21 protein-coding genes and 1 pseudogene are annotated in these 25,264 nt (G+C 65.5%); 9 read left to right on the forward strand and 13 right to left on the reverse strand.

Annotation, left to right across the window (positions count from 1 at the left end):
* Nucleotides 1-5 precede the first annotated feature (5 nt).
* From G606_RS0105950 to mraZ, 3 genes are read right to left on the reverse strand one after another with little or no spacing between them, the layout of a single operon-like run.
* On the reverse strand, nucleotides 6-470 hold the full coding sequence (locus G606_RS0105950; RefSeq protein ID WP_026645186.1) for a hypothetical protein: 465 nt from the start codon (nucleotides 468-470) through the stop codon (nucleotides 6-8).
* Nucleotides 471-472: 2 nt separating this feature from the next.
* Entirely contained in the window at nucleotides 473-1,564 is a 1,092-nt protein-coding gene (gene rsmH / locus G606_RS0105955) for a 16S rRNA (cytosine(1402)-N(4))-methyltransferase RsmH (protein WP_026645187.1), read from the reverse strand.
* 8 nt (nucleotides 1,565-1,572) lie between these two features.
* The gene (gene mraZ, locus G606_RS0105960; protein ID WP_026645188.1) at nucleotides 1,573-2,094 is read right to left on the reverse strand and encodes a division/cell wall cluster transcriptional repressor MraZ; all 522 of its coding nucleotides are present in this window, start codon (nucleotides 2,092-2,094) and stop codon (nucleotides 1,573-1,575) included.
* A 233-nt stretch (nucleotides 2,095-2,327) separates the two neighbouring features.
* Here mraZ and G606_RS0105965 point away from each other — a divergent pair, with 233 nt between their 5' ends.
* Both G606_RS0105965 and serA read left to right on the forward strand, forming a co-directional pair.
* Entirely contained in the window at nucleotides 2,328-4,574 is a 2,247-nt protein-coding gene (locus tag G606_RS0105965) for a HelD family protein (RefSeq protein ID WP_026645189.1), read from the forward strand.
* Between the two features lie 10 nt (nucleotides 4,575-4,584).
* Nucleotides 4,585-5,787: a phosphoglycerate dehydrogenase gene (serA, locus tag G606_RS0105970; RefSeq protein ID WP_026645190.1), complete on the forward strand. Its 1,203-nt coding sequence runs from the start codon at nucleotides 4,585-4,587 to the stop codon at nucleotides 5,785-5,787.
* 92 nt (nucleotides 5,788-5,879) lie between these two features.
* On the opposite strand, the gene nrdR is transcribed toward serA, so the two are convergent.
* Nucleotides 5,880-6,326 carry a transcriptional regulator NrdR gene (gene nrdR / locus G606_RS0105975; protein WP_026645191.1) on the reverse strand — a complete coding sequence of 149 codons (447 nt, stop codon included), beginning with the start codon at nucleotides 6,324-6,326 and terminating at the stop codon, nucleotides 5,880-5,882.
* Between the two features lie 298 nt (nucleotides 6,327-6,624).
* Here nrdR and G606_RS0105980 point away from each other — a divergent pair, with 298 nt between their 5' ends.
* Together G606_RS0105980 and G606_RS11195 are read left to right on the forward strand one after the other, a co-directional pair.
* Entirely contained in the window at nucleotides 6,625-6,876 is a 252-nt protein-coding gene (locus tag G606_RS0105980; protein ID WP_026645192.1) for a hypothetical protein, read from the forward strand.
* 181 nt (nucleotides 6,877-7,057) lie between these two features.
* Nucleotides 7,058-7,450, forward strand: a complete 393-nt coding sequence (locus G606_RS11195; RefSeq protein WP_133120862.1) for a hypothetical protein — start codon at nucleotides 7,058-7,060, stop codon at nucleotides 7,448-7,450.
* A gap of 286 nt (nucleotides 7,451-7,736) precedes the next feature.
* On the opposite strand, the gene G606_RS10725 is transcribed toward G606_RS11195, so the two are convergent.
* A complete protein-coding gene (locus G606_RS10725; protein ID WP_081664076.1) occupies nucleotides 7,737-8,180 on the reverse strand; it encodes a LysM peptidoglycan-binding domain-containing protein in 444 nt (147 codons plus the stop codon).
* A 192-nt stretch (nucleotides 8,181-8,372) separates the two neighbouring features.
* On the opposite strand from G606_RS10725, the pseudogene lexA reads away from it, so the two are divergent.
* Nucleotides 8,373-9,014: pseudogene (gene lexA / locus G606_RS0105990) on the forward strand (transcriptional repressor LexA); the annotation flags it as partial.
* 15 nt (nucleotides 9,015-9,029) lie between these two features.
* Here the strand turns inward: lexA and G606_RS0105995 are convergent.
* From G606_RS0105995 to hflX, 3 genes are all read right to left on the reverse strand, one after another.
* Nucleotides 9,030-9,959: a cation diffusion facilitator family transporter gene (locus G606_RS0105995; RefSeq protein ID WP_026645194.1), complete on the reverse strand. Its 930-nt coding sequence runs from the start codon at nucleotides 9,957-9,959 to the stop codon at nucleotides 9,030-9,032.
* A gap of 253 nt (nucleotides 9,960-10,212) precedes the next feature.
* The gene (locus G606_RS0106000) at nucleotides 10,213-11,175 is read right to left on the reverse strand and encodes an L-lactate dehydrogenase (RefSeq protein ID WP_026645195.1); all 963 of its coding nucleotides are present in this window, start codon (nucleotides 11,173-11,175) and stop codon (nucleotides 10,213-10,215) included.
* Between the two features lie 233 nt (nucleotides 11,176-11,408).
* Nucleotides 11,409-12,902: a GTPase HflX gene (gene hflX, locus G606_RS10120; RefSeq protein WP_051198615.1), complete on the reverse strand. Its 1,494-nt coding sequence runs from the start codon at nucleotides 12,900-12,902 to the stop codon at nucleotides 11,409-11,411.
* Between the two features lie 102 nt (nucleotides 12,903-13,004).
* Between hflX and G606_RS0106010 the strand changes: the two genes are divergently transcribed.
* From G606_RS0106010 to G606_RS0106020, 3 genes are all read left to right on the forward strand, one after another.
* Entirely contained in the window at nucleotides 13,005-13,637 is a 633-nt protein-coding gene (locus G606_RS0106010) for a class I SAM-dependent methyltransferase (RefSeq protein ID WP_026645196.1), read from the forward strand.
* A gap of 87 nt (nucleotides 13,638-13,724) precedes the next feature.
* Entirely contained in the window at nucleotides 13,725-17,765 is a 4,041-nt protein-coding gene (gene hrpA / locus G606_RS0106015) for an ATP-dependent RNA helicase HrpA (protein ID WP_026645197.1), read from the forward strand.
* 376 nt (nucleotides 17,766-18,141) lie between these two features.
* Complete coding sequence (locus G606_RS0106020) at nucleotides 18,142-19,047, forward strand: hemagglutinin (RefSeq protein WP_423734402.1); 906 nt, start codon at nucleotides 18,142-18,144, stop codon at nucleotides 19,045-19,047.
* Nucleotides 19,048-19,346: 299 nt separating this feature from the next.
* Here G606_RS0106020 and glnA read toward each other — a convergent pair whose 3' ends face one another.
* On the reverse strand, nucleotides 19,347-20,684 hold the full coding sequence (glnA, locus tag G606_RS0106025) for a type I glutamate--ammonia ligase (RefSeq protein WP_026645199.1): 1,338 nt from the start codon (nucleotides 20,682-20,684) through the stop codon (nucleotides 19,347-19,349).
* A gap of 135 nt (nucleotides 20,685-20,819) precedes the next feature.
* On the opposite strand from glnA, the gene G606_RS0106035 reads away from it, so the two are divergent.
* Nucleotides 20,820-22,277, forward strand: coding sequence for a DUF2252 domain-containing protein (locus G606_RS0106035; RefSeq protein ID WP_442852243.1), 1,458 nt, complete (start codon nucleotides 20,820-20,822; stop codon nucleotides 22,275-22,277).
* Nucleotides 22,278-22,408: 131 nt separating this feature from the next.
* Here G606_RS0106035 and priA read toward each other — a convergent pair whose 3' ends face one another.
* The 4 genes from priA to hisB all read right to left on the reverse strand — a co-directional run bounded on the left by priA (nucleotide 22,409) and on the right by hisB (nucleotide 25,255).
* Nucleotides 22,409-23,140 carry a bifunctional 1-(5-phosphoribosyl)-5-((5-phosphoribosylamino)methylideneamino)imidazole-4-carboxamide isomerase/phosphoribosylanthranilate isomerase PriA gene (gene priA / locus G606_RS0106040; protein WP_026645201.1) on the reverse strand — a complete coding sequence of 244 codons (732 nt, stop codon included), beginning with the start codon at nucleotides 23,138-23,140 and terminating at the stop codon, nucleotides 22,409-22,411.
* 88 nt (nucleotides 23,141-23,228) lie between these two features.
* Nucleotides 23,229-23,876: an imidazole glycerol phosphate synthase subunit HisH gene (gene hisH / locus G606_RS0106045; RefSeq protein ID WP_026645202.1), complete on the reverse strand. Its 648-nt coding sequence runs from the start codon at nucleotides 23,874-23,876 to the stop codon at nucleotides 23,229-23,231.
* 48 nt (nucleotides 23,877-23,924) lie between these two features.
* The gene (locus G606_RS10125; protein ID WP_051198617.1) at nucleotides 23,925-24,656 is read right to left on the reverse strand and encodes a hypothetical protein; all 732 of its coding nucleotides are present in this window, start codon (nucleotides 24,654-24,656) and stop codon (nucleotides 23,925-23,927) included.
* Complete coding sequence (gene hisB, locus G606_RS0106055) at nucleotides 24,656-25,255, reverse strand: imidazoleglycerol-phosphate dehydratase HisB (protein ID WP_026645203.1); 600 nt, start codon at nucleotides 25,253-25,255, stop codon at nucleotides 24,656-24,658. The genes G606_RS10125 and hisB overlap by 1 nt, the downstream gene beginning before the upstream one ends.
* Nucleotides 25,256-25,264: the final 9 nt, after the last annotated feature.

A 25,264-nucleotide genomic window follows, 5' to 3' on the forward strand; every position in this document is an offset into this window, starting at 1 on the left:
ATGGCTTAGTGGGTGCCTTCCTGTGACGGGGTGTAGCCGTTGAGGTCGATCGACAGCGAGCCCTGCGCGGGCACCATCTTCATCTTCTGCGCGCGCTCGGGCAATGTGGCCTCGAGCTGCGAGAGCTTCGTCTGGTCCTCCTCGACGTCCTGCTGGAGCATCGTGATGTGCTGCTGCACGGTGGAGGCCTCGAAGGAGTTCGAGCTCATCTGCGTGCGCAGCAGCAGCGCGCCGAGCAGGCATGTGCCGAGGAACAGCACGGCGACGACGATGTGCACGGCCGGCGAGCGGCGCGTGCGAGTCCAGTCGAGCAGCCGCTGCATGCCGCGGCCGACCTTCGACGAGGAGGCGCGGCGGTTCTCGACGACGTGCAGCTGCGGGCGCTTCTGGACATGGCCGACGGCCGGCTCCTGGCCCTGGCGTCCGGCCGGCGCCGCCGACGAACGCGATGAACGCATTGACGATCCCATGGTCAGCTCCTTGCCTTTGGCCGGCGACGCTGCCCATGACGTCCACCGGCACCATGGACACCATGGGCGCCGTGTCCCGCGCGCGCATCGGTCTCGCCGCGCGCCTGTTCGGCGAAGCGGCGCCGCCAGCGTTCGGGAATCGGACGGATCAGCTCGACGCCGCGCAGGCGCACCGAGGCGGCGCGCGGGTTGCGCTCGCGCTCCTCGGCGTCGGCCATGACGGCGCCCTTCGTGACGGCCTTGAAGAACGGCTGCATGTCGTCGGGGACGACCGGCATGCCGGCGGGGACGTCGGCGTGCAGGCCCTGGTTCATGAAGGTCTTGACGGTGCGGTCCTCGAGCGAATGGTACGACTCGACGACGAGACGGCCGCCGACCTCGAGGCGGCTTGCGATCTGCGGCAGCGTGCGCGCGAGCTTGTCGAGCTCGCCGTTGACCTCGATGCGCAGCGCTTGGAAGACGCGCTTGGCCGGGTTGCCGCTCGCGCGGTGCGCCTGCGGGATCGTCTCGTCGACGAGCGCATTGAGCTCGGCCGAGGTCTCGAGCGGCTTCCTGTCGCGCACAGCGACGACGCGGCGCGCGATCTGGCGGGCGAAGCGCTCTTCGCCGTACTCCTTGAAGATGCGGGCGAGCTCGCGCTCGTCGTAGGTGGCGAGCACGTCGCGCGCCGTCAGCGTCTGCGACACGTCCATGCGCATGTCGAGCGGCGCGTCATGGGAATAGGAGAAGCCGCGGTCGCGTTCGTCGATCTGCAGGCTTGACAGTCCCAGATCCATGAACACGGCGTTCACGGAGCCGATGCCGGCCTCGTCGAGGACGTCGCCGAAGGCGTCGAAGGCGGCGTGCACCGGCATGAACCGGTCGGCGAGGCCTTCGGCGGCGATGCGCGCGCCCGCCATCTCGAGCGCCTCGGCGTCGCGGTCGATGCCGACGAGCCGGGCCTCGGGGTTCGCCTTGAGGAACGCGATCGCATGCCCGGCCAGACCGAGCGTGCAGTCGACGACGAGCGAGCCGGGGGCGGCGAGCGCCGGCGAGACGAGCTCGACGCAGTCGCGCAGCAGCACCGGCTTGTGGATATGTGCGTAATCGGTCAAATCGGTCATCAGAACTCCATGTCCGGGAGCACGTCGTCGCTGATGTCGGCGTATCCCTGTTCGTTCCGCGCGAGATAGTCGTCCCACGCGTCGGCGTTCCAGATCTCGGCGCGCGTGCCGACGCCGATGACGACGATGCGCTCGCCCAGGCCAGCGTAGTCGCGCAGCATCGGCGGCACGCTGATGCGTCCCTGACGGTCGATCTGCGTATCGACGGCGCCGGACAGGAAGATGCGCAGGTACTGGCGCGCGGCGCGGTCGCCCATCGACGTGTGCTGGATGCGGGCGGCGATGCGGCGGAACTCCCGGCGAGGCAGAATCGTCACGCAGCGTTCCTGGCCTCTCGCGAGCACCATGCCCTCCCCCAGCTGCGTACGCATTTTCGCAGGCAACGCGACCCTTCCTTTGGCATCGATCTTCGGCGTGTAGGTTCCAAGCAGCAGCGGCGCGTCGTCGAACGGCCCGCAGGCCGCGTCGTCGGGCGCGTCGGTCGTCGCGTGCGTGGGGTGCGCGTCGGTGTGATCCGTCATCGCTCACCTCCGCACACTCTCGACCTGACTCCGACCACTTGCTTTGCTCAGACCACCACTTTACCCCACTGTTCCCCTAAACTCCCCACCGCGCGGCTAAACACGCCGTGAGCGTGACCCTTGCGCCCGTTTCGTGCACGAAATCCGCACATCACGGCCGTCGGCGCGGCGCTGTTGAACACGTTTGCTACACTTGTACGGCTTAACTTTCCATCGAGGGGACGCACAAGAGCATGTCACAGTATTCATCGCAGCTGGAAGAGGAACAAGGAGCCGTCGACCGCGCCTACGGACGTCTCGACGATCTGCGCACGCAGGTGCGCAAGCGGCTCGACGACGTGCGCGCGGCCGGATCGCACGGCTCGCCGACGCAGCGCACCGAGCGCGACTCCTTCGCGACGATGTACGAGGACCGCCTCGTGCAGCTGCGCGCCGTCGAGGACCGCCTCGTCTTCGGCCGCCTCGACGACACGGCCGGACGCCGCCGCTACATCGGACGCATCGGATTGTCGGACGCCGAGCACGAGCCGATCCTCACCGATTGGCGCGCCGAGGCGGCGCGTCCGTTCTACGAGGCGACGCCGTCGCATCACGGCGACATCGTCATGCGCCGCCACATCACGCTGCACTTCCGCGACGTCGTTGGCATCGAGGACGAGGTGCTCGACGTGCACTCCGAGCACGTCAACGCCGCCTCCGAACGCGGCACGCTCACCGGCGAGGGCGCGCTGCTCGCCTCGCTCGGCTCGCGCCGCACCGGCAAGATGACCGACATCGTCGCGACGATCCAGGCCGAGCAGGACCGCATCATCCGCGCCGATATGCGCGGCGCGCTCGTCGTGCAGGGCGGCCCAGGCACCGGCAAGACGGCGGTCGCGCTGCACCGCGCCGCCTATCTGCTCTATACGCACCGGCGCAGGCTCGAACGCTCCGGCGTGCTCGTCGTCGGCCCGAGCGAGGACTTCCTGCACTACATCGACCAGGTGCTGCCGTCGCTCGGCGAGACCGGCGTCGTCAGCCGCACGATCGGCGAACTCATCCCCGGCGTCATCGCCGAACGCGAGGACGAGCCGCACGTCGCCAAGCTCAAAGGGCAGCGCCGCATGGCGCAGATGATCGCCAACGCCGTCGCCGCACGCGAACGCGTGCCCTCGAAGCTGCCGACGATCACCGTCAACGGCATCAGCGTGCCGATGCGCGCCGCCGACATCGAGCAGGCGATCGCCGACGCGCGCCGCACGCGCCAGCCGCATAACAAGGCGCGCGAGACCTTCGTCACGTCGATGCTCGAGACGATGCGCACGCGCGTCGTCGAACAGCTCGACTACACGCCCGACGCCGCCGAGATGAGCGACATCCTCGCGCAGCTGCGCATGAACGACCGCCTGCGCGTCACGCTCAACCTCGCGTGGCTGCCGATGAACGGCGCTTGGATGATCGACCAGATGTTCTCGAAACCGGCGCAGATCCGGCGGTTCGCGCCGTGGCTGACCGACGAGCAGGTGCGCATGCTCACGCGCGAGCCGGGCGCGCCGCTGACGCGTTCGGACATCCCGCTGCTCGACGAGGCGCTCGAACTGCTCGGCCCCGACCCGCACGAGGCCGCCCGGCGCGCCGCACGCGACGCCCGGCGCGCCGAGGAGGAGCAGTACGCGCGCGACACACTCGCGCAGGCCGGCATCGGCTCGGGCATCGTTTCTTCAAAAATGCTCGCCGACGAGATGAGCGCCGACGACGTCGAGCTCGTCGCGACGCGCGCCGCCGCCGACCGCGAATGGACCTACGGACACATCGTCGTCGACGAGGCGCAGGAGCTCACGGCGATGGATTGGCGGATGCTGATGCGCCGCTGCCCGTCGCGTTCGTTCACGATCGTCGGCGACGTCGCCCAGACCTCGGCGCTCGGCGGCACGCGCGACTGGGCGAAGTCGATGAACGCGCTCTTCGGCCCGAAGAACTGGGATCTCAACGAACTGACGATCAACTACCGCAATCCGCGCGAGGTCTCCGACCTCGCCGCCGGTTTCGCCGAAGGCGAAGGCCTGTACATCTCGACGGTCAAGGCGATCCGTTCGGTGCCCGACGCCGTCGAACGCGCTGTCCTGCCCGACCGCGAGGCGCTCTACGCCGAGGTCGGCAGGCGGGTGCGCGCGCTCGCCGACGAGTTCGTCGACGAATCCGGCAGCGGACGCGTCGCCGTCATCGTCCCCGAGCGCGTCGCCGACGCCGTGCACGCCGCCGTCGCCGACGCGCTGTCCGCACGCCCCGATCTCGTCGACGACGAGGTCATCGTCTGTGGCACGCAGGCGGTCAAGGGCCTCGAATACGACGCGGTCGTCGTCGTCGAGCCCGGCGCGATCGACCAGGAGGCTCCGACGAGGCTGAGCGCGGCCGCCGACCTGTACGTCGCGCTGACGCGTCCGACGCAGCGTCTGCTTATACTACGGACAAACGATGATGAAACGCTGCTCAACCTCTAAGGTGGATTCCATGCCGAAAGCACTGTTACTGGAAAACATCCATCCGCTCGCCGCGCAGACGCTGCGCGACCATGGCTTCGAAGTCGAGACGATGAAGGGCGCCCTGTCCGAGGACGAGCTCATCGACGCGCTCGACGGCGTCGACCTGCTCGGCATCCGGTCCAAGACGACGGTCACGAAGCGCGTGCTCGACGCGCGTCCGGCGCTCACGGCCATCGGATGCTTCTGCATCGGCACGAACCAGGTCGATCTGGTGGCCGCGGCGAAGGCCGGCGTCGCCGTGTTCAACGCGCCGTATTCGAACACGCGTTCCGTCGTCGAGCTCGTCATCTGCGACATCATCTGCCTGATGCGCCGCATCCCCGCGCACACGCACCATATGAAGCACGGCCTGTGGGACAAGTCCGCCGCCGGCTCGCACGAGGTGCGCGGCAAGACGCTCGGCATCATCGGCTACGGCAACATCGGCTCGCAGCTGTCGGTGCTCGCCGAGGCGCTCGGCATGCACGTGCTGTTCTATGACATCGAGGAGAAGCTCGCGCTGGGCAACGCCGAACGCTGCGAGACGCTCGACGAGCTACTCGAACGTTCGGACGCCGTCACGATCCATGTGGACGGCAGGAAGTCGAACGTCGGCTTCTTCGGCGAGGACGAGTTCGCGCACATGAAGCAGGACGCGATCTTCATCAACTGCTCGCGCGGATTCGTCGTCGACCTCGACGCGCTCAAGCGCCATCTCGACTGCGGTCACCTGTCTGGTGCCGCCATCGACGTATTCCAGGTCGAGCCGAAGAAGAGCGGCGACGAGTTCCACACGGTGCTCGCCGACGAGGACAATATGATTCTCACGCCGCACATCGGCGGCTCGACGCTCGAGGCGCAGGAATCGATCGGCCAGTTCGTCTCGCAGCGTCTCGAGGACTATTGGACGAAGGCGTCGACGATGCTGTCGGTCAACCTGCCGCAGATCACGACCGGTCCGTGCAAGGGCGCAGCGCGCATCGCACATCTGCACGACAATCTTCCGGGCATCCTCGCCGCCGTCAACCGCGTGCTCGGCGAACAGGACATCAACATCTCGGCGCAGGCGCTCGGCACCGAAGGCGAGATTGGTTACGTCGTCACCGACGTCGCGACGGCCCCCGACGAGCAGGCGCTCGACGCGCTCGCCGCGATCCCCGGTACGATCCGCATGCGCGTCATCGAGCACTGATACATCGCGCGCACGGCGCACACAACGCACACAACATAAACACGGAAGGCCGCATCCCCCGGGATGCGGCCTTCCGTCGTCGTGGCGCGGAATCAGTCAGCTTCGCGCAGGTCGTCGATCGCGTGCTGGAAGTCGTTGAGGTCCTCGAAGTTCTGGTAGACGCTCGCGAAGCGCAGATAGGCGACCTCATCGAGTTCGCGCAGCGGCTTGAGGATTGCCTTGCCGACCTGCTCGGACGGCACTTCGGCGATGCCCTGCGCGCGCAGGCTCTCCTCCACCTTCTGGCCCAGCTGCTTGAGGTCGTCCTCGTTGATCGGCCGGCCCTGGCATGCCTTGCGCACGCCGGCGATGACCTTGTTGCGGTCGAACTGCTCGACGTTGCCCGAGCGTTTGCGCACGAGCAGCGTCGCCGTCTCGACGGTGCTGAAGCGGCGCCCGCATTTGGGGCATTCGCGCCGGCGCCGGATCGAATGGCCGTCGTCGCTGATGCGCGTGTCGATCACCTTGGTATCGGGGTTCTGGCAGAAAGGACAATACATATCTGCAACAATAGCGGCAAGCGCGCCCTTTGCGGCAACCGCGTGCCGCCGCGCGTCACTCCCGCCCGCCGGACACCGATCTGGATTCTGCCCGCCATGCATGCACCACCTCCATCGACTCTGGCCCGCCATGCACACTGAGACGGCCCGCATCGAGCAGCAACGGCGTGTCATAGCATAGGTCACCGGAATTCCGTATGAGTAGTTGCCGCAGATTCCATTGCACAACACGCGTAATCCACACTCATATGTTGATATATAATTAGGAAAAGCAAAGAAGCAGAAGGAAGGGGAACAATTGCATTCTGACATTTCACATGAGCAACTCTATGCGGAGTATGGCTCACTGCTCACCATCACGCAAGTCATCGCCGCGCTCGGCGTTCTTGCCTTCGGCACCGTGGAAACCTATATGGCCTATCGCTTCTTCAGCACCCACAGCGAACAGAGTTCCGGTCTGGCCATGGTATGGATCCGCGTCGCCCTCTACCCATTATTCGCCCTGATCATCGCCATCATCCTCCAACTCCTGAAAGGACTATGGAAATGAAAAAGAGAGTATCGGCCATATTAAGCATTATCCTGACGCTTTCTGTGAGCCTATTCGCCCCAGCTACCGCCAACGCATCTGACACAAACACCGCCCCGCCGACAAACACTCTGGATGCCCCACGAGTTTCCCTGAAGACATCACAAGCATCCCGGAAAGTTCCGACCCAGCTCCCTTACCGATGATTGAGTTGCCGAAAGGCCAAAAGAAGACCATCGAAGAGCTCTCAACTTCACGTGCCGCCATGAGCGTGGCAGTGATGCGGATTTATGCATTAGGCGACGGTGGATTCTCATCGCTAAGCAACGCCGGTCACGCATGGATATCTATCACAAACTACAATGGTTCCCCTTTGAAGGTTGGAGGATTAACCATCGCCGATGGTAAATCCATCACGGTTGGCATATGGGGTAATACAGATCCCACAGGACTTTGGTACAACACAGAAGGATACGCGCAAAGCAACGGCGTATACTGGGGAGATTCCGTTTCCATCCAAAGACCTCTAAGGCAACAAGATCTTGATATCGTGAATCAAAATATCACCACGCATACCACATGGGGGACTAATTAACAACAATTGCTCCACCTTCGCATCGATTGTCTGGAATTCAGTTGCCACCGAAGATGAAAAAGTCGATGCCGGAACAATCAACATGCCCGGCAACCTTGTCTCCAGCATCAAGCGTGTTGGATCAAACGTCAGTTGGTCTCTCTACGCGGAAGGCTACCGCGTATCTTTCGACTATCCGACATACTACGGTAATCCTCCGGTACGCAAGAATCCGACATTCAACAACTCCTCTTCAAGCTCCTGACCCATAGAAAGGGCCGCCACGGAGGCGATACGACGCCTATCGTCACGCCTCTATTGGCAGCAGGAGGTGCTGGCCGGGGCTGAGTTCGGCGGTGCTCAGGTCGTTCATCGCCATCAGCTTCGCCACGCCCTCCTGCTCGTTCGCATAGCCGCACCAGCGCGCGATCGACCACAACGTGTCACCGGAACGCACCGTGTAGTGGACGACATCAGCGGATGTAGCCGACGCGCCAGTGGCCGCAGGGGTCGGATCACCGGACCATGCCCCGCTTCCCCACAAAGCGAGAAACGTCGTGCAGGCAAGCAGCACGATGACGAGCAGGCGCATATGACGGACGAACCAGCCGCGCATCGGCGCCACGACGGCGCGTTCCCCGCTGCGCAGCCGTGTGCGCGACTCGGCGACAGACATCGGCACGTCAATGACCACGCGACCGGCATGCGCCTTCGAACCGGCCGCCATCCGCGGCATTCCCCGAGTCTCCATACAAGCCACCTTTCGAACATCTGTTCTATTCCGTCACCCAGATATTCGCACAGATGTTCGATTTCGTCAAGCCTGATTCGAACATCTGTTTGATTTCCTCGGCGTTTCGCGGTATCGTGGCTAGCAACGAAAGGACATGCCATGCACAGCACCGAACCACAGCGCGAGCAGCCGGGCGTCGCCGGCCCTCAGGAGCCACTCACCGAGCGCCAACGGCGCGTGTACGACGCGATCCGCGATCTGATCTCGCGACAGGGATTCGCGCCGTCGCTGCGCGAGATCGGCCAGGCCGCCGGTCTCAGAAGCACATCGTCGGTCCAGCATCAGCTGCAGGTGCTCGAACTCAAGGGCTACATCCGCCGCGATGCGAACAAGGGGCGCGCGATCGAGATCATCGGGACGCAGGACGTGCCGGTCGCCTTCGGCGAAGGCATGCAGGCGCCGGAAGACGCCTACGCCGCCTTGCAGGATGTGCCGCTCGTCGGCGCGATCGCCGCCGGCGTGCCGATCACGGCCGAACAGCATGTCGAGGACGTCATGAGGTTGCCCGTGCGGCTCACCGGCACCGGCAACTTGTTCATGCTCGAGGTGCACGGCGATTCGATGATCGACGCCGCGATCTGCGACGGAGACTTCGTTGTCGTCCGCGAGCAGCAGACGGCTGAGAACGGCGACATCGTCGCCGCGCTGCTCGGCGACGAGGCGACTGTCAAGACCTTCCGCCAGGAACATGGCCACATCTGGCTCATCCCCCACAATCCGAACTATTCGCCGATCGACGGCACGCATGCCCAAATCATGGGCAAGGTCGTCACCGTGCTGCGCAGGCTCTAGCCGAGCCAAGCCCGTTCACGAATGGATGCGCGACGCGCTTTCGCTCGTATAGCCCTCCGGTTCGAGCTGGAAGGTCGTGTGCGGGATCGAGACCGGGAAATGCTCGCGCAGGCAGTCCTGCATCCGGCGCAGCACCTGACCGGCCTGCTCCATCGTCATATCGCGGTCGACGACGGCATGCGCAGTGAGGATCGGCATGCCGGTCGCGACGACGCTCGCATGCAGATCATGCACGGCGATCACATGCGGCACCTGCTGCAGATGCTCGCGCACCTTGTCCAGATCAAGGCCCTCAGGCGTCTCCTCGAGCAGCACGCGCATCGCGTCGCGTACGAGGATGAAGGCGCGCGGAATCATCAGCAGCGCGATGAACGCGCCGGCGATCGCGTCGAAGCCGTCCCATCCCGTCGTCATCATGACGACGGCTGAGACGATGACGGCGACCGAACCGAGCGCATCGTTGCACACCTCGAGGAACGCGGCGCGCATGTTCATGTTGTCGCCCGACTGCGCGCGCAGCACAAGGATCGAGCCGACGTTCGCGGCCAGACCGAGGACACCGAAGAACAGCAGCAGCCGCACGTCGTGGATCGTATCCGACTCGGCGCCGAACAGACGCATCCCGGCCTCGATGAGCGCGTACAGGCCGACGAACAGCAGCAGCAGGCCGCCGCCGGCGGCAGTGATGACCTCGAGACGCGCCCAACCCCACGTGCGCGCGTTGTTCGGCCGGCGCCGCATCAGATAAGCGGTGAGCGTCGAGGCGGCGAGCACCGAGACGTCGGTCATCATATGGCCGGCGTCGACGAGCAATGCGAGCGAGCCGGTGATGACGGCGCCGACGACCTCGGCCACGAAGATCGTGCCGGTCAGGATGAGCGTCGTCGTCAGTCTGCCGGCGTGGTCCATCCCATTGCCTGCCGTATGCGAGTGCGTGTGCGCCATGATGCCTCCCTGTCGTGCTCCCTGTCCTCAAACGCGTTGGTTCCCCGCCGCTGCTGCACATCCTAGGACGAGCGCCCCGGCGCGGCAATCGCCCAGAGCGCAAGAAGCATGTCGGCGCGGCGATTCCCCGCTGCACGCCACCTCTACCCTACCTTGCATCCCGCCTGCATGCCGCCTGGACAAAACGGCGAGGGCCGGGCTTTCGATCAACCAATCAATCGAAAGCCCGGCCCATAATGCCGTTGTTCGCGGATCAGAAGCCGAACTGCGCGGCCGTTTCCTTGAGCGTCTCGGCGGAGCGCTTGAGCTCGGCAAGCTCGTGCTCGGAGACCGGCGTGTTGATGCGCGAGTTCACACCGTTGCGGTTGAGCAGCGTCGGCACCGACATGCACACGTCGGAGATGCCATGGAAGTCGGACAACAGCGACGAGACCGGCAGGATGCGGTTCGAATCCTTGAGGATCGCGTCGATGATGTCGACGCCGGACATCGCGATCGCGTAGTTCGTCGCGCCCTTGCCGTTGATGATCTTGTAGGCGGCGTTCTTGACCTCCTGATGGATCTGCTCGCGCATCGCGGCGTCGAGCGGGGCGTGGCCCGGCAGCGGCTGCCAGTCGCACATCGGGACGCCGCCGATCGTCGCGGACGCCCACAGCGGGACTTCGGAGTCGCCGTGCTCGCCGGCGATGTAGGCGTGGACGTTCTTGACGTTGACGCCGGTCTGCTGCGCGATCAGGAAGCGCAGACGGGCGGAGTCGAGGTTCGTGCCCGAGCCGAAGATCTGGTTCGACGGCAGGCCCGAGAGCTTCATCGACACGTGGGTGACGACGTCGACCGGGTTCGTGATGAGCATGTAGATCGCGTTCGGGGCGACCTTGACCATGTTCGGGATGATCGACTCCATGATGTTGATCGTCGCGCCGGCCAGGTCGAGGCGCGACTGGCCCGGCTTCTGGCGTGCGCCGGCGGTGATGACGACCATGTCGGCGTCGCGGCAGACCTCCGGGTCATCGGATCCGTCGATCGAGACGGTCGGGAAGAAGCTCGAACCGTGCTGCATGTCGAGCACCTCGGCCTCGACGCGTTCCTTCGCGATGTCCTGAAGGACGATCTCACGGGCGACGCCGCGCTCGGCGGCCGCGAAGGCGAGTGTGGAGCCGACGGCGCCGGCGCCGACAATCGCGAGCTTTGTGGGCTTAATGGGTGAATCCACCATGATAACCTCTCAATAATCACCGAAGATCCGCTTGTGGCGGATGCGTACTTCATTCGCTGCTCACTGTAGCAGACGGCCCCCTTGTTCACGCTTCGAAAAATGGCGCCATCGGCGCCCCCGCCGCCTTTCCCCCCCGTGCCGACAACGCTGTCAGCGACTTGCGCGCCGGACGGCATGCGCGTTGGGGCGCCCCGCCCGCGCGAACGTGCGCAGCCGGGGCATATTGCGTGTCGTCAGCCCTCGTCGACGGCCTGTTCCATCACCTGCGCGGCGAGGTGCTCGTCGACGTCCGCCTGCAGCATGACGCCGTCGTCGCGGTATTCGACCGATCCGACGTCGCCGTATTCGCGGATCCTCGACAGCAGCGAGCCGGCCGTGTACGGCAGCAGCGCCTCGACGTGCACGTTCGGCTTGGGCAGCATCCCCTCGACGTGCGCGCGCAGCGCGTCGACGCCGTCGCCGCTCGCCGACGAGACGAGGAACGCGTCCGGCGCGAGCCGGTGCAGCCGTTCGCGCGTCACGTCATCGATGAGGTCGGTCTTGTTGAACACGGTGACGACCGGAAGCCGCTCGACGCCGTCGATCGTGCGCAGCACCTCGTTGACGGCGTCGATCTGCCCGAAGGGGTCGGGATGCGACGCATCGACGACATGGACGACGAGGTCGGCGTCGGCAATCTCCTCGAGCGTCGACTTGAAGGCCTCGACGAGCTGCGTCGGCAGCCTGCGCACGAAGCCGACCGTGTCGACGTACGCGTACAGGCGCCCGTCCTTCGCGCGCGCACGGCGCACGGCCGTGTCGAGCGTCGCGAACAGCGCGTTCTCGACGAGCTCGTCGGAGCCGGTGAGCCTGTTCGTCAGCGACGATTTGCCGGCGTTCGTGTAGCCGACGACGGCGATCGTCGGCAGCCCGTACTTGCGCCGCGAGCCGCGCTTGACCTCGCGCGACGGCGCCATCTGCGCAATCTGGCGGCGCAGATGCGCGATGCGGGTGCGGATGACTCGGCGGTCGAGTTCGATCTTCGTCTCGCCCGGGCCGCGCGAACCGATGCCGCCGTCGGCGCCGGCGGCGCGTCCGCCCGCCTGACGCGACAGCGCCGCGCCCCAGCCGCGCAGACGCGGCAGCATGTACTGCAGCTGCGCGAGCTCGACCTGCGCCTTGCCTTCGCGCGATGTCGCATGCTGCGCGAAGATGTCGAGGATGACGGCCGTCCTGTCGACGACCTTGACCTTCGTCGCGTCTTCGAGCGCACGCCGCTGGCTCGGCGGCAGATCATCGTCGACGATGATCGTATCGGCCTCGTTGATTGCAACGATGTCGGCGATCTGCTTGGCCTTGCCGGCACCCACATACGTCGCCGGATCCGGCCGCGAGCGCTGCTGCAGCACGGCGTCGCACACGACGGCGCCCGCCGTCTGCGCGAGCGCGGCGAGTTCGCGCATTGATTCCTCAGCCTCGCGCTGCGAACCGGTGCGCGCCGACCAGACGCCGACGAGCACGACGCGTTCGAGGCGCACCTTGCGGTACTCGACTTCGGTGACGTCCTCGAGTTCGCCGAGGCCGATGACGTGCTTGAGTTCGTTGCGCGATTCCCTTTCGCGCCAGATTTCGCTTTCGGCGCCGTCCGCATGCCCTTCCTCGAGCAGCACGTCGGACTGGTCGGCGAGCACGTCGCGGTGTCCCGGCTCCGCGAAGGCTGCCTGTGCTTCGTCGTCGAAGGTGTTCAATGTGGTCAAATACTACCTCGTCCTTGCTTGGAAACTTACTGAGTCCTGATTATCATCGGATAAGCAGACATGCCAGTATACAGCAGAGCGAGGCGGAGCACCATGGCGCACATCGAATCCCCACAGGCGAACGAACAGTATTTCTCGGCCTCCCCTTCCTCTAAGGACGTGCGCCATGAGATGCACGTGACGCTGCGCGGCCACGAGGCACGGGTCGAGACGTCGAACGGCGTCTTCTCGGCGCATCGCGTCGATCTGGGCACGTCGGTGCTGCTGCGTCACGCGCCGCAGCCCCCGGAGCGCGGCGACTTCCTCGACATCGGCTGCGGATGGGGCGCGATCAGCCTCGCGCTTGCGCTCGAGTCGCCGCAGGCCGAGGTCTACGCGATCGACGTCAACGAACGCGCAATCGAACTGACCGAACGCAACGCCGAACTCAACGGCTGCACGAACATCCACGTCGGCGACGCCGACGACGTCCCGGAAGGGCTCGAGTTCGAGCTCATCTGGTCGAATCCGCCGATCCGTATCGGCAAGGAGGAGCTGCACACGCTGCTGATGACGTGGCTGCCGCGCCTGGCGCCGGACGGCTACGCGTATCTCGTCGTGCAGAAGAACCTCGGCTCCGATTCACTGATGCGCTGGCTCGCCGACGCGCTGTCCGACGCCTACGAGGTCGACAAGTACGCGAGCTCGAAAGGCTACCGCGTCATCGAAGTCCATCGCCTGCACTGATCGTTTCATTTTCGGGCAGCTGGCCGTTGCGGCCACGCCGATCACACCAAACTTAAAAATTACGGAAAGCACAACGCACAGCATCATATGAAATTCTCGTATCCAGAAGAACTGCCGGTCAGCGGCGCGCGCGACGCGATCGCCGAGGCCGTCACCCACGCGCAGGTCGTCATCGTCTCCGGCCAGACCGGCTCGGGCAAGACGACGCAGCTGCCGAAGATCCTGCTCGAACTCGGCCGCGGCTCGCACGGCCGTCAGATCGTGCACACGCAGCCGAGACGCCTCGCCGCGCGCACCGTCGCCGAACGCATCGCGAGCGAACTGGGCGTGCGTCTGGGCGACGAGGTCGGCTATCAGGTGCGCTTCACCGACGAGTCGTCGCCGAAGACGCGGCTGCGCGTCGTCACCGACGGCATCCTGCTCGCTCAGATCCAGCGCGACCCAAAACTCACGCGCTACGACACGATCATCATCGACGAGGCGCACGAGCGCACGCTCAACATCGACTTCCTGCTCGGCTATCTGACGGCGCTGCTGCCCGAGCGGCCCGACCTCAAGCTCATCATCACGTCGGCGACGATCGATTCGGTCAAGTTCCAGAAGCATTTCGAGGACGCGTTGAAGCGCCCGGTGCCGGTCATCGAGGTCTCCGGACGCACCTATCCGGTCACGATCTGCTACGAGCCGCTCGGCGGCGCGCCGTCGCTGATGGCGCATGTGCCCGGATTCCCCGACGTGCGCACGGACACGGCGGGCGGCGAACGCGACGCGGACACCGACATGCCGACCGCCGTCGCGCGCGCCTGCGCCGAACTCGTGACGGTGTCGGCGCACGACCGCGGCCCGCGCGACATCCTCGTCTTCGCCGCTGGCGAGCGCGACATCCGCGACTACGAGCAGGCGATCCGCCACGCCTTCGGCCCGCGCTGCGCCGACATGCGCCGCCCCGACGCGATCGAGATCATGCCGCTGTTCGCCCGTCTGAGCGCGAAGGACCAGCATCGCGTCTTCGAATCGCACACCCATCAGCGCATCGTCATCGCGACGAATGTCGCCGAGACGTCGCTGACGGTGCCGGGCATCCGCTACGTCGTCGACCCCGGCCTGGCGCGCATCTCGCGCTATTCGAAGAGCGCGAAGGTGCAGAGGCTCCCAATCGAGCCGATCTCGCAGGCGAGCGCCGACCAGCGTTCGGGCCGCTGCGGACGCATCGCCGACGGCATTGCGATCCGCCTGTATTCCGCCGAAGATTACGAAAGCCGTCCGCGGTTCACCGAACCGGAGATCCTGCGCACGTCGCTCGGCGCCGTCGTGCTGCACATGCTGTCGGTCGGCGTCGCGCACACGGCGCGCGACATCACCGATTTCGGCTTCATCGACCCGCCGGACATGAAGTCGGTCTCCGACGGCATCAACGAGCTGACCGAGCTGCAGGCGATTTCACGCACACGCGGCGACATCCGTCTGACGCACACCGGACGCCAGCTGGCGCGCATCCCGATCGACGTGCGTCTGGGACGCATGCTCATCGAGGCGGCCCGTTCGACGACGCCGAACACGCTCGCCGCGCTCATCGTCGTCGTCGCGTTCCTCAGCCTGCAGGATCCGCGCGAACGTCCCGAGGAGGCGCGCAACGAGGCCGACCGCATCCACAACCGCTACGTCGACCCGACAAGCGACTTCCTGACGGCGCTCAACATCTGGGACCGCGCGTTCGGCGCCGACGGCGAACGCAGCGGCAACGCGCTGCGCCGCCTGTGCAAAACCGAGTTCCTCCACTATCTGCGTATGCGCCAGTGGCGCGACCTCGTCACGCAGCTGCGCGAACTGTGCCGCGAACTCAAGTTCAAGGTCGGCGAGCCGATCCCGGTCTCGCGTCCCGACGAGGCGGTGCGCGCGCTGCCGATCAACCAGCAGGCCGCGCACTCGCTGTGCTGTTCGTGGGACGCGCAAGGCATCCACCGTTCGATGCTCGCCGGTTTGCTGTCGATGATCGGCATGCAGGTCGTGCGTGAGCCGAAGGCCTCCGATTATGCGAATCTCAAGGGCGCCGCGCGCGCACGTGCGCTCAAGCGCGCCCAGAAGATGGCGAAGAACGATTACCAGGGCGCACGCGGCACGCATTTCGCACTGTTCCCCGCCTCGGCCGTCGCCAAGTCGACGCCGCCGTGGGTCATGAGCACCGAACTCGTCGAGACGAGCCGCCTGTGGGCGCGCTACAGCGCGCAAATCGACCCGGCGTGGGCGGAGCCGCTCGCCAAGGGGCTGACGCGCACGACCTACGCACAACCGCACTGGTCGGCGTCGCGCGGCAGCGCCGTCGCCGAGGCGAAGGTGCTGCTCTACGGCCTGCCGATCGTGCAGGGACGGCAGGTGCAGTGGGGGCGCATCAACCCGCTCGAGGCGCGCGACTTCCTGATCCGCCAGGGTCTCGTCGAAGGTGAGATCCAGCAGCGCTTCGCCTATGACGGCTTCGTCGAACGCAACCGCCAAATCGTCGCCGACGCGCAGGACGACGCCAGCCGCACACGTCAGCTCGCGCAGAGCATCAACGACGAGGATCTCTTCGACTTCTACAACGCGCTGATCCCGCAGGACGTGACGAGCGTCGCCGATCTGGGCGCATGGTGGAAAAAGGAGCACGAGACGCATCCGCATCTGCTCGACTTCGATCCATCGAAGGTCGAGCGTCTGCTCGACGCCGAATCCTACGATCCGGGCGATTTCCCCGACCATTGGGTCACCGTCGGCTCCGACGGCCGCGCGATCGAACTGCGGCTGAGCTACGTCTATGACACGAACGACGAGGCCGACGGCGTCAGCGTCCATATCCCGATGACGGCGCTGTCGCGCATCTCGCCGCAGGAGTTCAGCTGGAACGTGCCCGGATTGCGCCACGAGCTCATTATCGCGCTGATCAAGGCGCTGCCGAAGACGCTGCGCGTGCAGTTCGTGCCCGCGCCGGACACGGCGGCGAAGATCGACGACTGGATCGGCGCGCATTATCCTCAACAGCCCGGTTCCGGCACGCGCGAGCACCCGGCTGAGGCACCCGACGACGGTCAGTGGCCCGATTTCCTGCATGTGTTCACGAAGAGCGCGATCAGCGTCGTCGGCGCACAGATCCACCCCGAGGTCCTCGACGACCTCGCCGTGAAACTGCCGCCGTATCTGCGCATGACCTTCGTCATCGAACAGCCGATGCCGCGTCCAAAGCACGGACGGCGGCGCGAACGCGTCATGCCGAAGGTCGTCGCGAGCGGCAAGTCGCTCGCCGAGCTGCAGCGCCGTTTCGCCGCCGAAGCACAGGTCTCGGCGCGTCAGGTCGTCAAACGTCAGGCGCAGCAGGCCGCCGACGCCGGAGCGATCGTCAAGCAGGCGGACCTGCTGCGCAACGCCGGCGCGACGACCAGGTCGCGCGAGCAGATGCTGTGGGACGGCGCGCTCGACCGTCTGCGGCTGCCCGCCGAACGCATCTCGTCGCGTTGGCTCGGCGCCGAGGCGCTGCGTCTGGCCGCCGCGCCCTACGACGACACGAAGCAGCTCGTCGAGGATCTGCAGCGTGCCGCCGTCAAACGGCTGCTGCCGGACATCGGCGCGCTCAAGGACGACGCGGCGCTCGCACAGGCCGTCGCCGGCGTCGAACAAGTCTACGAGGACACCGTCTACGCCGTCGCCAAGGACGTCGTCGCGATCCTCGAACAGTACGCGAAGGTCGACAAGGCGGTGAGCGGGCCGGCGGATCTGCCGATGCTGTCGGTGCTCCAATCGATCCGCGAACACGTCGCGACACTCGTCAACCCCGGGTTCATCGGGCGCACGCCGCCGCTCTCGCTGCCGAGGATCGGCGTCTATCTGCGCGCCGACCTGATGCGCCTCGACAAGGCGAAAGCCGACAAGAACCGCGACGTGCGCTGGGCGTGGCAGGCCGACGAGGCGAAGCGTCTCGTCGACGACGCGATGGCGAAGGCGGACGCGATGCCCGCCGGCGCCGCGCGCGACGAGTCTCAGGCGAAGGCGATGCGCGCGCGGTGGCTGCTGGAGGAGTTCTACGTATCGCTGTGGGCGCAGGAACTCGGCACGAACCAGCCGGTGAGCGTGCAGCGCATCGCGAAGGCGTTGCGCTGAGCGACGAAAGAGGACGGCAACGGCGCGAGAGGACGGGAAAGGAAGAACGATGGCAGCATCGAAGGGCACACCGAGGCAGGGGCCGAGCAAGCCGCGCCGCACGAAGCCCGCGCAGCCGACGTCGGGTTCGACGCGGCCGGCAGGGTCACGCAAGCCGAAGCCGGCGGCGGCGAAAGGCGGCAGCGGCACGGCGGGGAAATCGGCGGGAGCAAAGTCGAGTTCGGCAAAGTCGAGCTCGGCGAAATCCTCGTCTGCCGGGCGGACGTCGGCGCAATCATCGGCGCGGCAGTCATCGGCGCGGAAATCATCGACGAAGACAACGTCGACGAAGAAATCATCAGCGAAACGCTCGTCTCACAGCGGCTTTGCGTCGCGTATCGCCGACCGACGCCAGCAGTCACATGCGCGGCGCTCCTTCGCGACGCTCATCGCACGTTGGAAGAGCGGGTCGACGGTTGAACGCGCGACGATGGCGACCTTCGGCGCGCTCGCCGCGATCGTCGTGATCGCGCTCGTCGTCGCCATCGGCAACCTCATCAGCGCCCGCGTCGAACTCTCCGAGGCGAAGGCACGGCAGGTCGAACTCACCGAAGCCTATGATTTCAATCCCGGCGATATCATCTCGGACAGCCAGTTCTTTGACGGCGACGCGATGGACGAGACGCAGGTGCAGACCTTCCTCGACGAGCAGGGGGCCGCATGCACGAAGGATTCGTGTCTGCGTGCGCGGCGGTTCAAGGTCGAACGGCGCGAGGCGAACGACTACTGCCGCGAATACCCGGGCTCGAAGCGGGCGCAGTCGGCGGCCGCGATCATCACGGCGGCGTCGCAGGCCTGCGACGTCTCGCCGAAGGTGCTGCTCACGGTGCTGCAGAAGGAGCAGCAGCTCGTCACCGCGACGAATCCGAAGGAATTCCAGTTCAAATCGGCGATGGGCCTGAGCTGCCCCGACGACGACCACTGTGATCCCGAATACGCCGGGTTCTTCAAGCAGGTCTTCGGCTCGGCGGAACGCTACCAGTACTATGTACGCCATGAGGATCGCTACGACTTCCACGCCGGACGGCTCAACTTCGTCCGCTTCAATCCGGACGTCGCATGCGGTGGCGCGAACGTGTACATTGAGAACAAGGCGACGGCTCTGCTATACATCTACACGCCCTACCAGCCGAACGACGCGGCGCTCGCCGCCGGCGCCGGCGAGGGCGACTCCTGCTCGACCTACGGCAACCGCAATTTCTCAATCATCTACTCCAACTGGTTCGGCGATCCGCGCCAATGACATGGCGTGGGCGGCAGTCGGCGGTTGAGATCAACCACAGACTGCCACGGACGGCTACACAGACGGCAGTCCGTGATTAGCCTCAACCACTAACTGCCATCAACGGTCGCCGAAACGGCAGTCGGTGATTAAACTCAACCACTAACTGCCACGTACAGCCGTACAGATGGCAGTCGGTGATTGAACTCAACTACAGACGCATACAAAAACGGCAGTCGGCGATCAAACTCAATCACCGACTGCCGTTGTATACCGCCATAATCACACTGCCGCGCGCGAAACGCGCCGGCAGCGCGCAATCACAGCTTCGCGAGGTACTTGCGCAGCTCGAAGGGCGTCACCTGACTGCGGTACTCCTCCCACTCCTTGCGCTTGTTGCGGATGAAGTATTCGAAGACGTGCTCGCCGAGGACATCGGCCACGAAATCAGACTTCTCCATGATGCGCAGCGCCTCGTCGAGCGATTCGGGCAGCGGCTGGATGCCCATCGCCTGACGTTCGGCGTCGGTGAGCTCCCAGACGTCGTCGCTCGTCGGCTCGCCGAGCTGCATCTTCTTCTCGATGCCGTCGAGGCCGGCGGCGAGCAGCACCGAATACGCCAGATACGGGTTCGCCCCCGGATCGAGGGCACGGAACTCGATGCGCGCCGAATTGCCCTTGCCCGGCTTGTACTGCGGGATGCGCAGCAGCGCGGAACGGTTGTTGTGGCCCCAGCAGATGTAGCTCGGTGCCTCGTTGCCGCCCCATAGACGCTTGTACGAATTGACGAACTGGTCGGTGACTGCGCAGATCTCCGCCGCGTGATACAGGATGCCGGCGGCGAACTGGCGTGCCGTCAGCGACATGTTGAACTCCTGACCCGCCTCGTAGAACGCGTTCGTGTCGCCTTCGAACAAGCTCAGATGCGTATGCATGCCCGAACCCGGCGCATCGGCGAGCGGCTTGGGCATGAAGCTCGCATGGATGCCGCGTTCGAGCGAGATCTCCTTGACGACGGTGCGGAAGGTCATGATGTTGTCGGCGATCGTCAGCGCGTCCGCGTAGCGCAGATCGATCTCGTTCTGACCCGGGCCGGCCTCATGGTGCGAATACTCGACCGAGATGCCCATCTGCTCGAGCATGTTCACCGTCGCGCGACGGAAGTCCATGCCGGGGCTGCGCGGCACATGGTCGAAGTAGCCGCCCTGATCGATCGGCACCGGCGTGAGCGACCAGTCGTCCTGCTTTTCGAACAGGTAAAATTCAATCTCCGGGTGCACGTAGAACGTGAAGCCCTTCTCCTTCGCCTTCGACAGCGCGCGCTTGAGCACGTGGCGCGGATCGGCGAGCGAGGGTTCACCCTCCGGCGAGAGTATGTCGCAGAACATGCGCGCCGTGCCCTGCGGGCCGCCGCGCCATGGAAGGATCTGGAAGGTGCTCGGATCGGGCTTGACGATCATGTCGTCTTCGGAGACGCGCGTCATGCCTTCGATCGCTGAACCGTCGAAACCGATGCCCTCCTCGAACGCCGCCTCCAGCTCCGCAGGCGCGATTGCGACCGATTTGAGCGTTCCCAACACGTCCGTGAACCACAGGCGAATGAAACGTACGTCGCGCTCTTCCACGGTCCTGAGCGCGAACTCTTGCTGTTTGTCCATGCGGCTCATCGTTCCATGCCGATGTTACGGAAGATGTTAACAACCATATGACGGACGAAGGCCGCCGCGACCATCTCCGCGACCATCTGCCCATCCGCCGCCATCCGCGCCATCATCTGCGCTATCGTTACGGGTATGACGCACATGAACGGAAACATCGTCGTATCCACCCCCGACGACCCGGTCGTCGACATCACCACATGGCGGCAGTCGCCGACGCCGCGCTCGCGTGCGCGTGCCGGCATCGAGGCGCGTGCGAAGGCGCCGCTTGAATCGCACGCCGTATGGAAGGTCGTCAAGGATCGACGCGACGTCATCGGCCTGCTCGAGGAACAGTCGAAGACGCGTCTGCGCAGCCTCATCCCGCTGCGCTATTACCGGATGAGCGATTCGGCGTTCACGTTCTACCGCGGCACCGCGCTCATCATGGCGAACGACCTCGCGCGCACGCCGGTCACCGGCATCCCCGTGCAGGCGGTCGGCGACGCGCATATCGGCAACTTCGGCATCTTCTATTCGCCGACGATGCATCTCGTCTTCGACATCAACGATTTCGACGAGACGACGACAGGGCCGTGGGAATGGGACATCAAACGTCTCGCCGTCTCCGTCGAGATCTGCGGACGCGCGAACAACATCTATTCGAAGGACCGCCAGCAGGCGGTGCGCGACTGCGTGAAGACGTATCGCGACTACATCAACCAGTTCTCGCAGATGCGTTATCTGGACATGTGGTACGACCATCTCGACGTCGAGAACACGCTCGACCAGTTCGAATCATCGGCGCACGGCAAGCGCAACCGCACGCTGCGCGCGGCCGTCATGAAGGCGAAGTCGAAGGATTCGGCGAGCGCGACCGCGAAGCTCACCTATCTCGACGGCGACCGTCTGCGTTTCCGTTCGATGCCGCCCGAGCTTGTGCCGATCCACGAACTCGAAGGCTACGACGACATCCACGCGCTGCGGCAGCGTCTCGACCAGCTGTTCGCGTCCTACCATGATTCGCTGTACGAAGACCGCCGTCATGTGCTCAGCCAGTATCGTTATCAGGACACGGCGCGCAAGGTCGTCGGCGTCGGTTCGGTCGGCACGCGCGCGTGGGTGTCGGTGCTCACCGGCCGCGACATCGACGATCCGCTGATGCTGCAGATGAAGGAGGCCACCGATTCCGTGCTTGAACGCTTCGTCGGCCACAGCCCGTACCCGTCGCACGGCGAACGCGTCGTGCAGGGACAGAAACTGATCCAGACGACGGCCGACATCATGCTCGGCTGGACGAAGTTCGTCGCCAACGACGGCAATCCGCGCGACTATTATGTGCGGCAGCTGTGGAACGGCAAGGGATCGATCGACATCAACCATCTGACCGCCGTCTCCCTCAACGACCTCGGCCGCATGTGCGCGTGGTGCCTCGCGCACGCGCACGCGCGCAGCGGCGACAGCATCGCGATCGCGAACTATCTGGGCGGCACCGACTCCTTCGACGTCGCGATGGCGAGCTTCGCCGACGCCTACGCCGACCAGAACGAGGAGGACTACCGCGTCTTCAAACGAATGATCAAGGACGGCGAACTCCCCTGTTCCAAGGACTGACGCCGCTCCCCTGCGACGCCGATCTTGGATACTACGACGAAGGCGGCGGCCGGCTGCGGAATCGATTCCGCGATCGGCCGCCGCCTTCATTGATGATTGCGCGCGTGTGATCGCGCTCGTGGGATTGCGTGTCACTCGCCGTTGGCGACGGCGAGTGCCTCCTCGAGCGTGAACGCGCCCGCGTAGAGCGACTTGCCGAGGATCGCCGAGTCGACGCCGTAGTCGGCGAGCGCGGCAATCGCGCGCAGATCGTTGAGTTTGGCGATGCCGCCCGAGGCGGTCACCTTCGCGTCGGTGCATTCGCCGACTTCGCGCAGCAGATCGATGTTCGGGCCGCTCATCATGCCGTCGCGCGTCACGTCGGTGACGACGTAGCGCGAGCAGCCGGCGTCGTCGAGGAACTTCATCGTCTCGAAGAGGTCGCCGCCCTCCTTGACCCAGCCGCGCGCAGCGAGCGTATGGCCGCGCACGTCGAGGCCGACGGCGACGCGGTCGCCGTATTCGGCGATGACGCGTGCCGTCCAGTCGGGGTTCTCGAGCGCGGCCGTGCCGATGTTGACGCGCGCGGCGCCGGCGTCGAGCGCGGCGCGCAGCGAATCGTCGTCGCGCACGCCGCCGGACATCTCGATGTGGACGCGATCGCCGAGTTCGTGGACGATCTCGCGCAGCTGCGCGCGGTTGTCGCCGGTGCCGAATGCGGCGTCGAGATCGACGAGGTGGATCCACTGCGCGCCGGCGTCCACCCAGGTGCGGGCGGCCTCGAGCGGCGAACCGTAGTCGGTTTCGGATCCGGATTCGCCCTGGCGCAGGCGCACGGCTTTGCCGTCACGCACGTCGACGGCGGGAAGAAGGGTCAATGACATGGGTTCGTTTCCTTCAAATCAGTTGGTCGGATGGGTGGGATCGATCGAATGAGTGCATCGATGAGCTGGGTGGATCAACCGCCGTCGCTCACAGCACGGACGCCCAGTTGCGCAGCAGCTTGGCGCCGGCCTGCGCCGACTTCTCCGGGTGGAACTGCGTCGCGAACAGCGGGCCGTGCTCGTAGGCGGCGACGAAGCGGCTGCGCCCGTAGTCGCACCAGGCGACGCGTTCGGGGGCGTCGCCGAAGTCGATCATGTATTCGCTCGTGTCGGCCGGACGCACCTCGTGCGCCGCGTACGAGTGCACATAGTAGAAACGCTCATGCTCGATGCCGGCGAACAGGATCGAGTCGGCCGGAGCTTCGAGCGTGTCCCAGCCCATGTGCGGCACGACGTCGGCGTCGAGTTTCGTGACGGCGCCGCCGATCAGGCCGAGCCCCTCGCTTTCCTCTCTGTGCTCGTCGCCTTCGTCGAACATGATCTGTTCGCCGACGCACACGCCGAGCACCGGACGTTCGGCGCGCAGTCGGTCGTAGATGACACGGTCGCCGCTGACTTTGCGCAGACCTTCCATGCATGCGCCGAACGCGCCGACGCCGGGCACGACGAGGCCGTCCGCCTCAAGCGCCTGCCGGTAGTCCGAGGTCAGCGTCACGTCGAACCCCTGATCGGCGAGCGCGCGCACCATCGAGCGCACGTTGCCGAATCCGTAATCGAAAACGACGACCGTCTTCATGTTTGCCTTCCGCCTTTCGGATGTTCTGGTTTGTGGGTGCGGCCGCGCTCAGCGCGTTGCCTGATCGTCGGGCGGCGCCGGATGCGTGCGCATAAAGGCGCGCAGGCGCCTTTCGGCGTCCTGTTTCGTCGCGATGGACGCCGTGTCCACCGTCTCTTCCGCCTGCGCCTCGATGCCGGCGACGTCGACGAGGCCGATCATGTAGTCCTCGACGAAGGGTGCGAGCGTCGGGAACGCGAAGGGCGGCGGAATCTGCTCGACGGCTTCGCCGTCCGTGTAGATCGACGCCTCGATCTTGTCGGCACGGTTGACGACGAGCAGCGCGTCCATGCCGGAGATGACCGTCGTCAGATCGTGGGCGGCCGTCTCCGGGGCGTTGCCTTCGAGATCGCGCAGAATGGCGACGGCACCGTAGCGGTCACCGACGCACAGCGCGTCGATGTCGGCGAGGCGGCAGATTCCGGCGAGAAGCTCCGCGCTCGCCAGATGTGTGCATAGGACGGCGCCCTTCGCCTTGTTGCCGAGGATGCCCTGCAACTCGTCCTCGAAGTCGGCGCCGAGAACGTCGCCGTTTGCGGCGGCGCCGGCGTTCGTATCGCCATTCGCAGCGCCGTCCGCGCTCGCGTTCATGTCGGCGTTCGCGAACTCCTTTTCGAAGCCTTCGAGTGCGGCCTCGAGATCGGCGTCGTCGAAATGCGCGGCGTCGAAATCGGCGTCATCGAAGTCGTTGTTGCCGTCGAAATCGTCGTTGCCGTTCTTCTTGTCGTCGTCCGCGGCCATCACAGCGCGCCCTTCGTGCTCGGGACGCCGTCGACGCGCGGGTCTGGCTCGATTGCGAAACGCAGTGCGCGCGCGAAGGCCTTGAACTCGGCTTCGGCGATGTGATGCGGGTCGCGGCCGGCGATGAGCTGCAGATGCAGGCAGATATCGGCGTGGAACGCGATCGATTCCATGACGTGACGTACGAGCGAGCCGGTGAAGTGGCCGCCGATCATCGCGTACTGGAAGCCCTCGGGTTCGCCGGTGCACACGCAGTACGGGCGTCCGGAGACGTCGACGACGGCTTTCGCGAGCGCCTCGTCGAGCGGCACCGTCGCGTCGGCGAAACGGCGGATGCCGCGCTTGTCGCCGAGCGCCTGCTTGAGCGCCTCGCCGAAGACGATCGCCGTGTCCTCGACCGTGTGATGCGCGTCGATGTCGGTGTCGCCATGCGCGTCAATCTTCAGATCGATGAGCGAATGCTTGCCGAGCGCCGTCATCATGTGGTTGTAGAACGGCACCGTCGTGTTGATCTCGGTTTTGCCGGTGCCGTCGAGGTTGAGGCTCAGCTCGACCCTCGATTCGCTCGTTTCACGCACGATCGTCGCGGTACGTGCCATCGTCGCGTT

Source organism: Bifidobacterium sp. AGR2158 (assembly GCF_000424225.1).
Taxonomy (GTDB): domain Bacteria; phylum Actinomycetota; class Actinomycetes; order Actinomycetales; family Bifidobacteriaceae; genus Bifidobacterium; species Bifidobacterium anseris.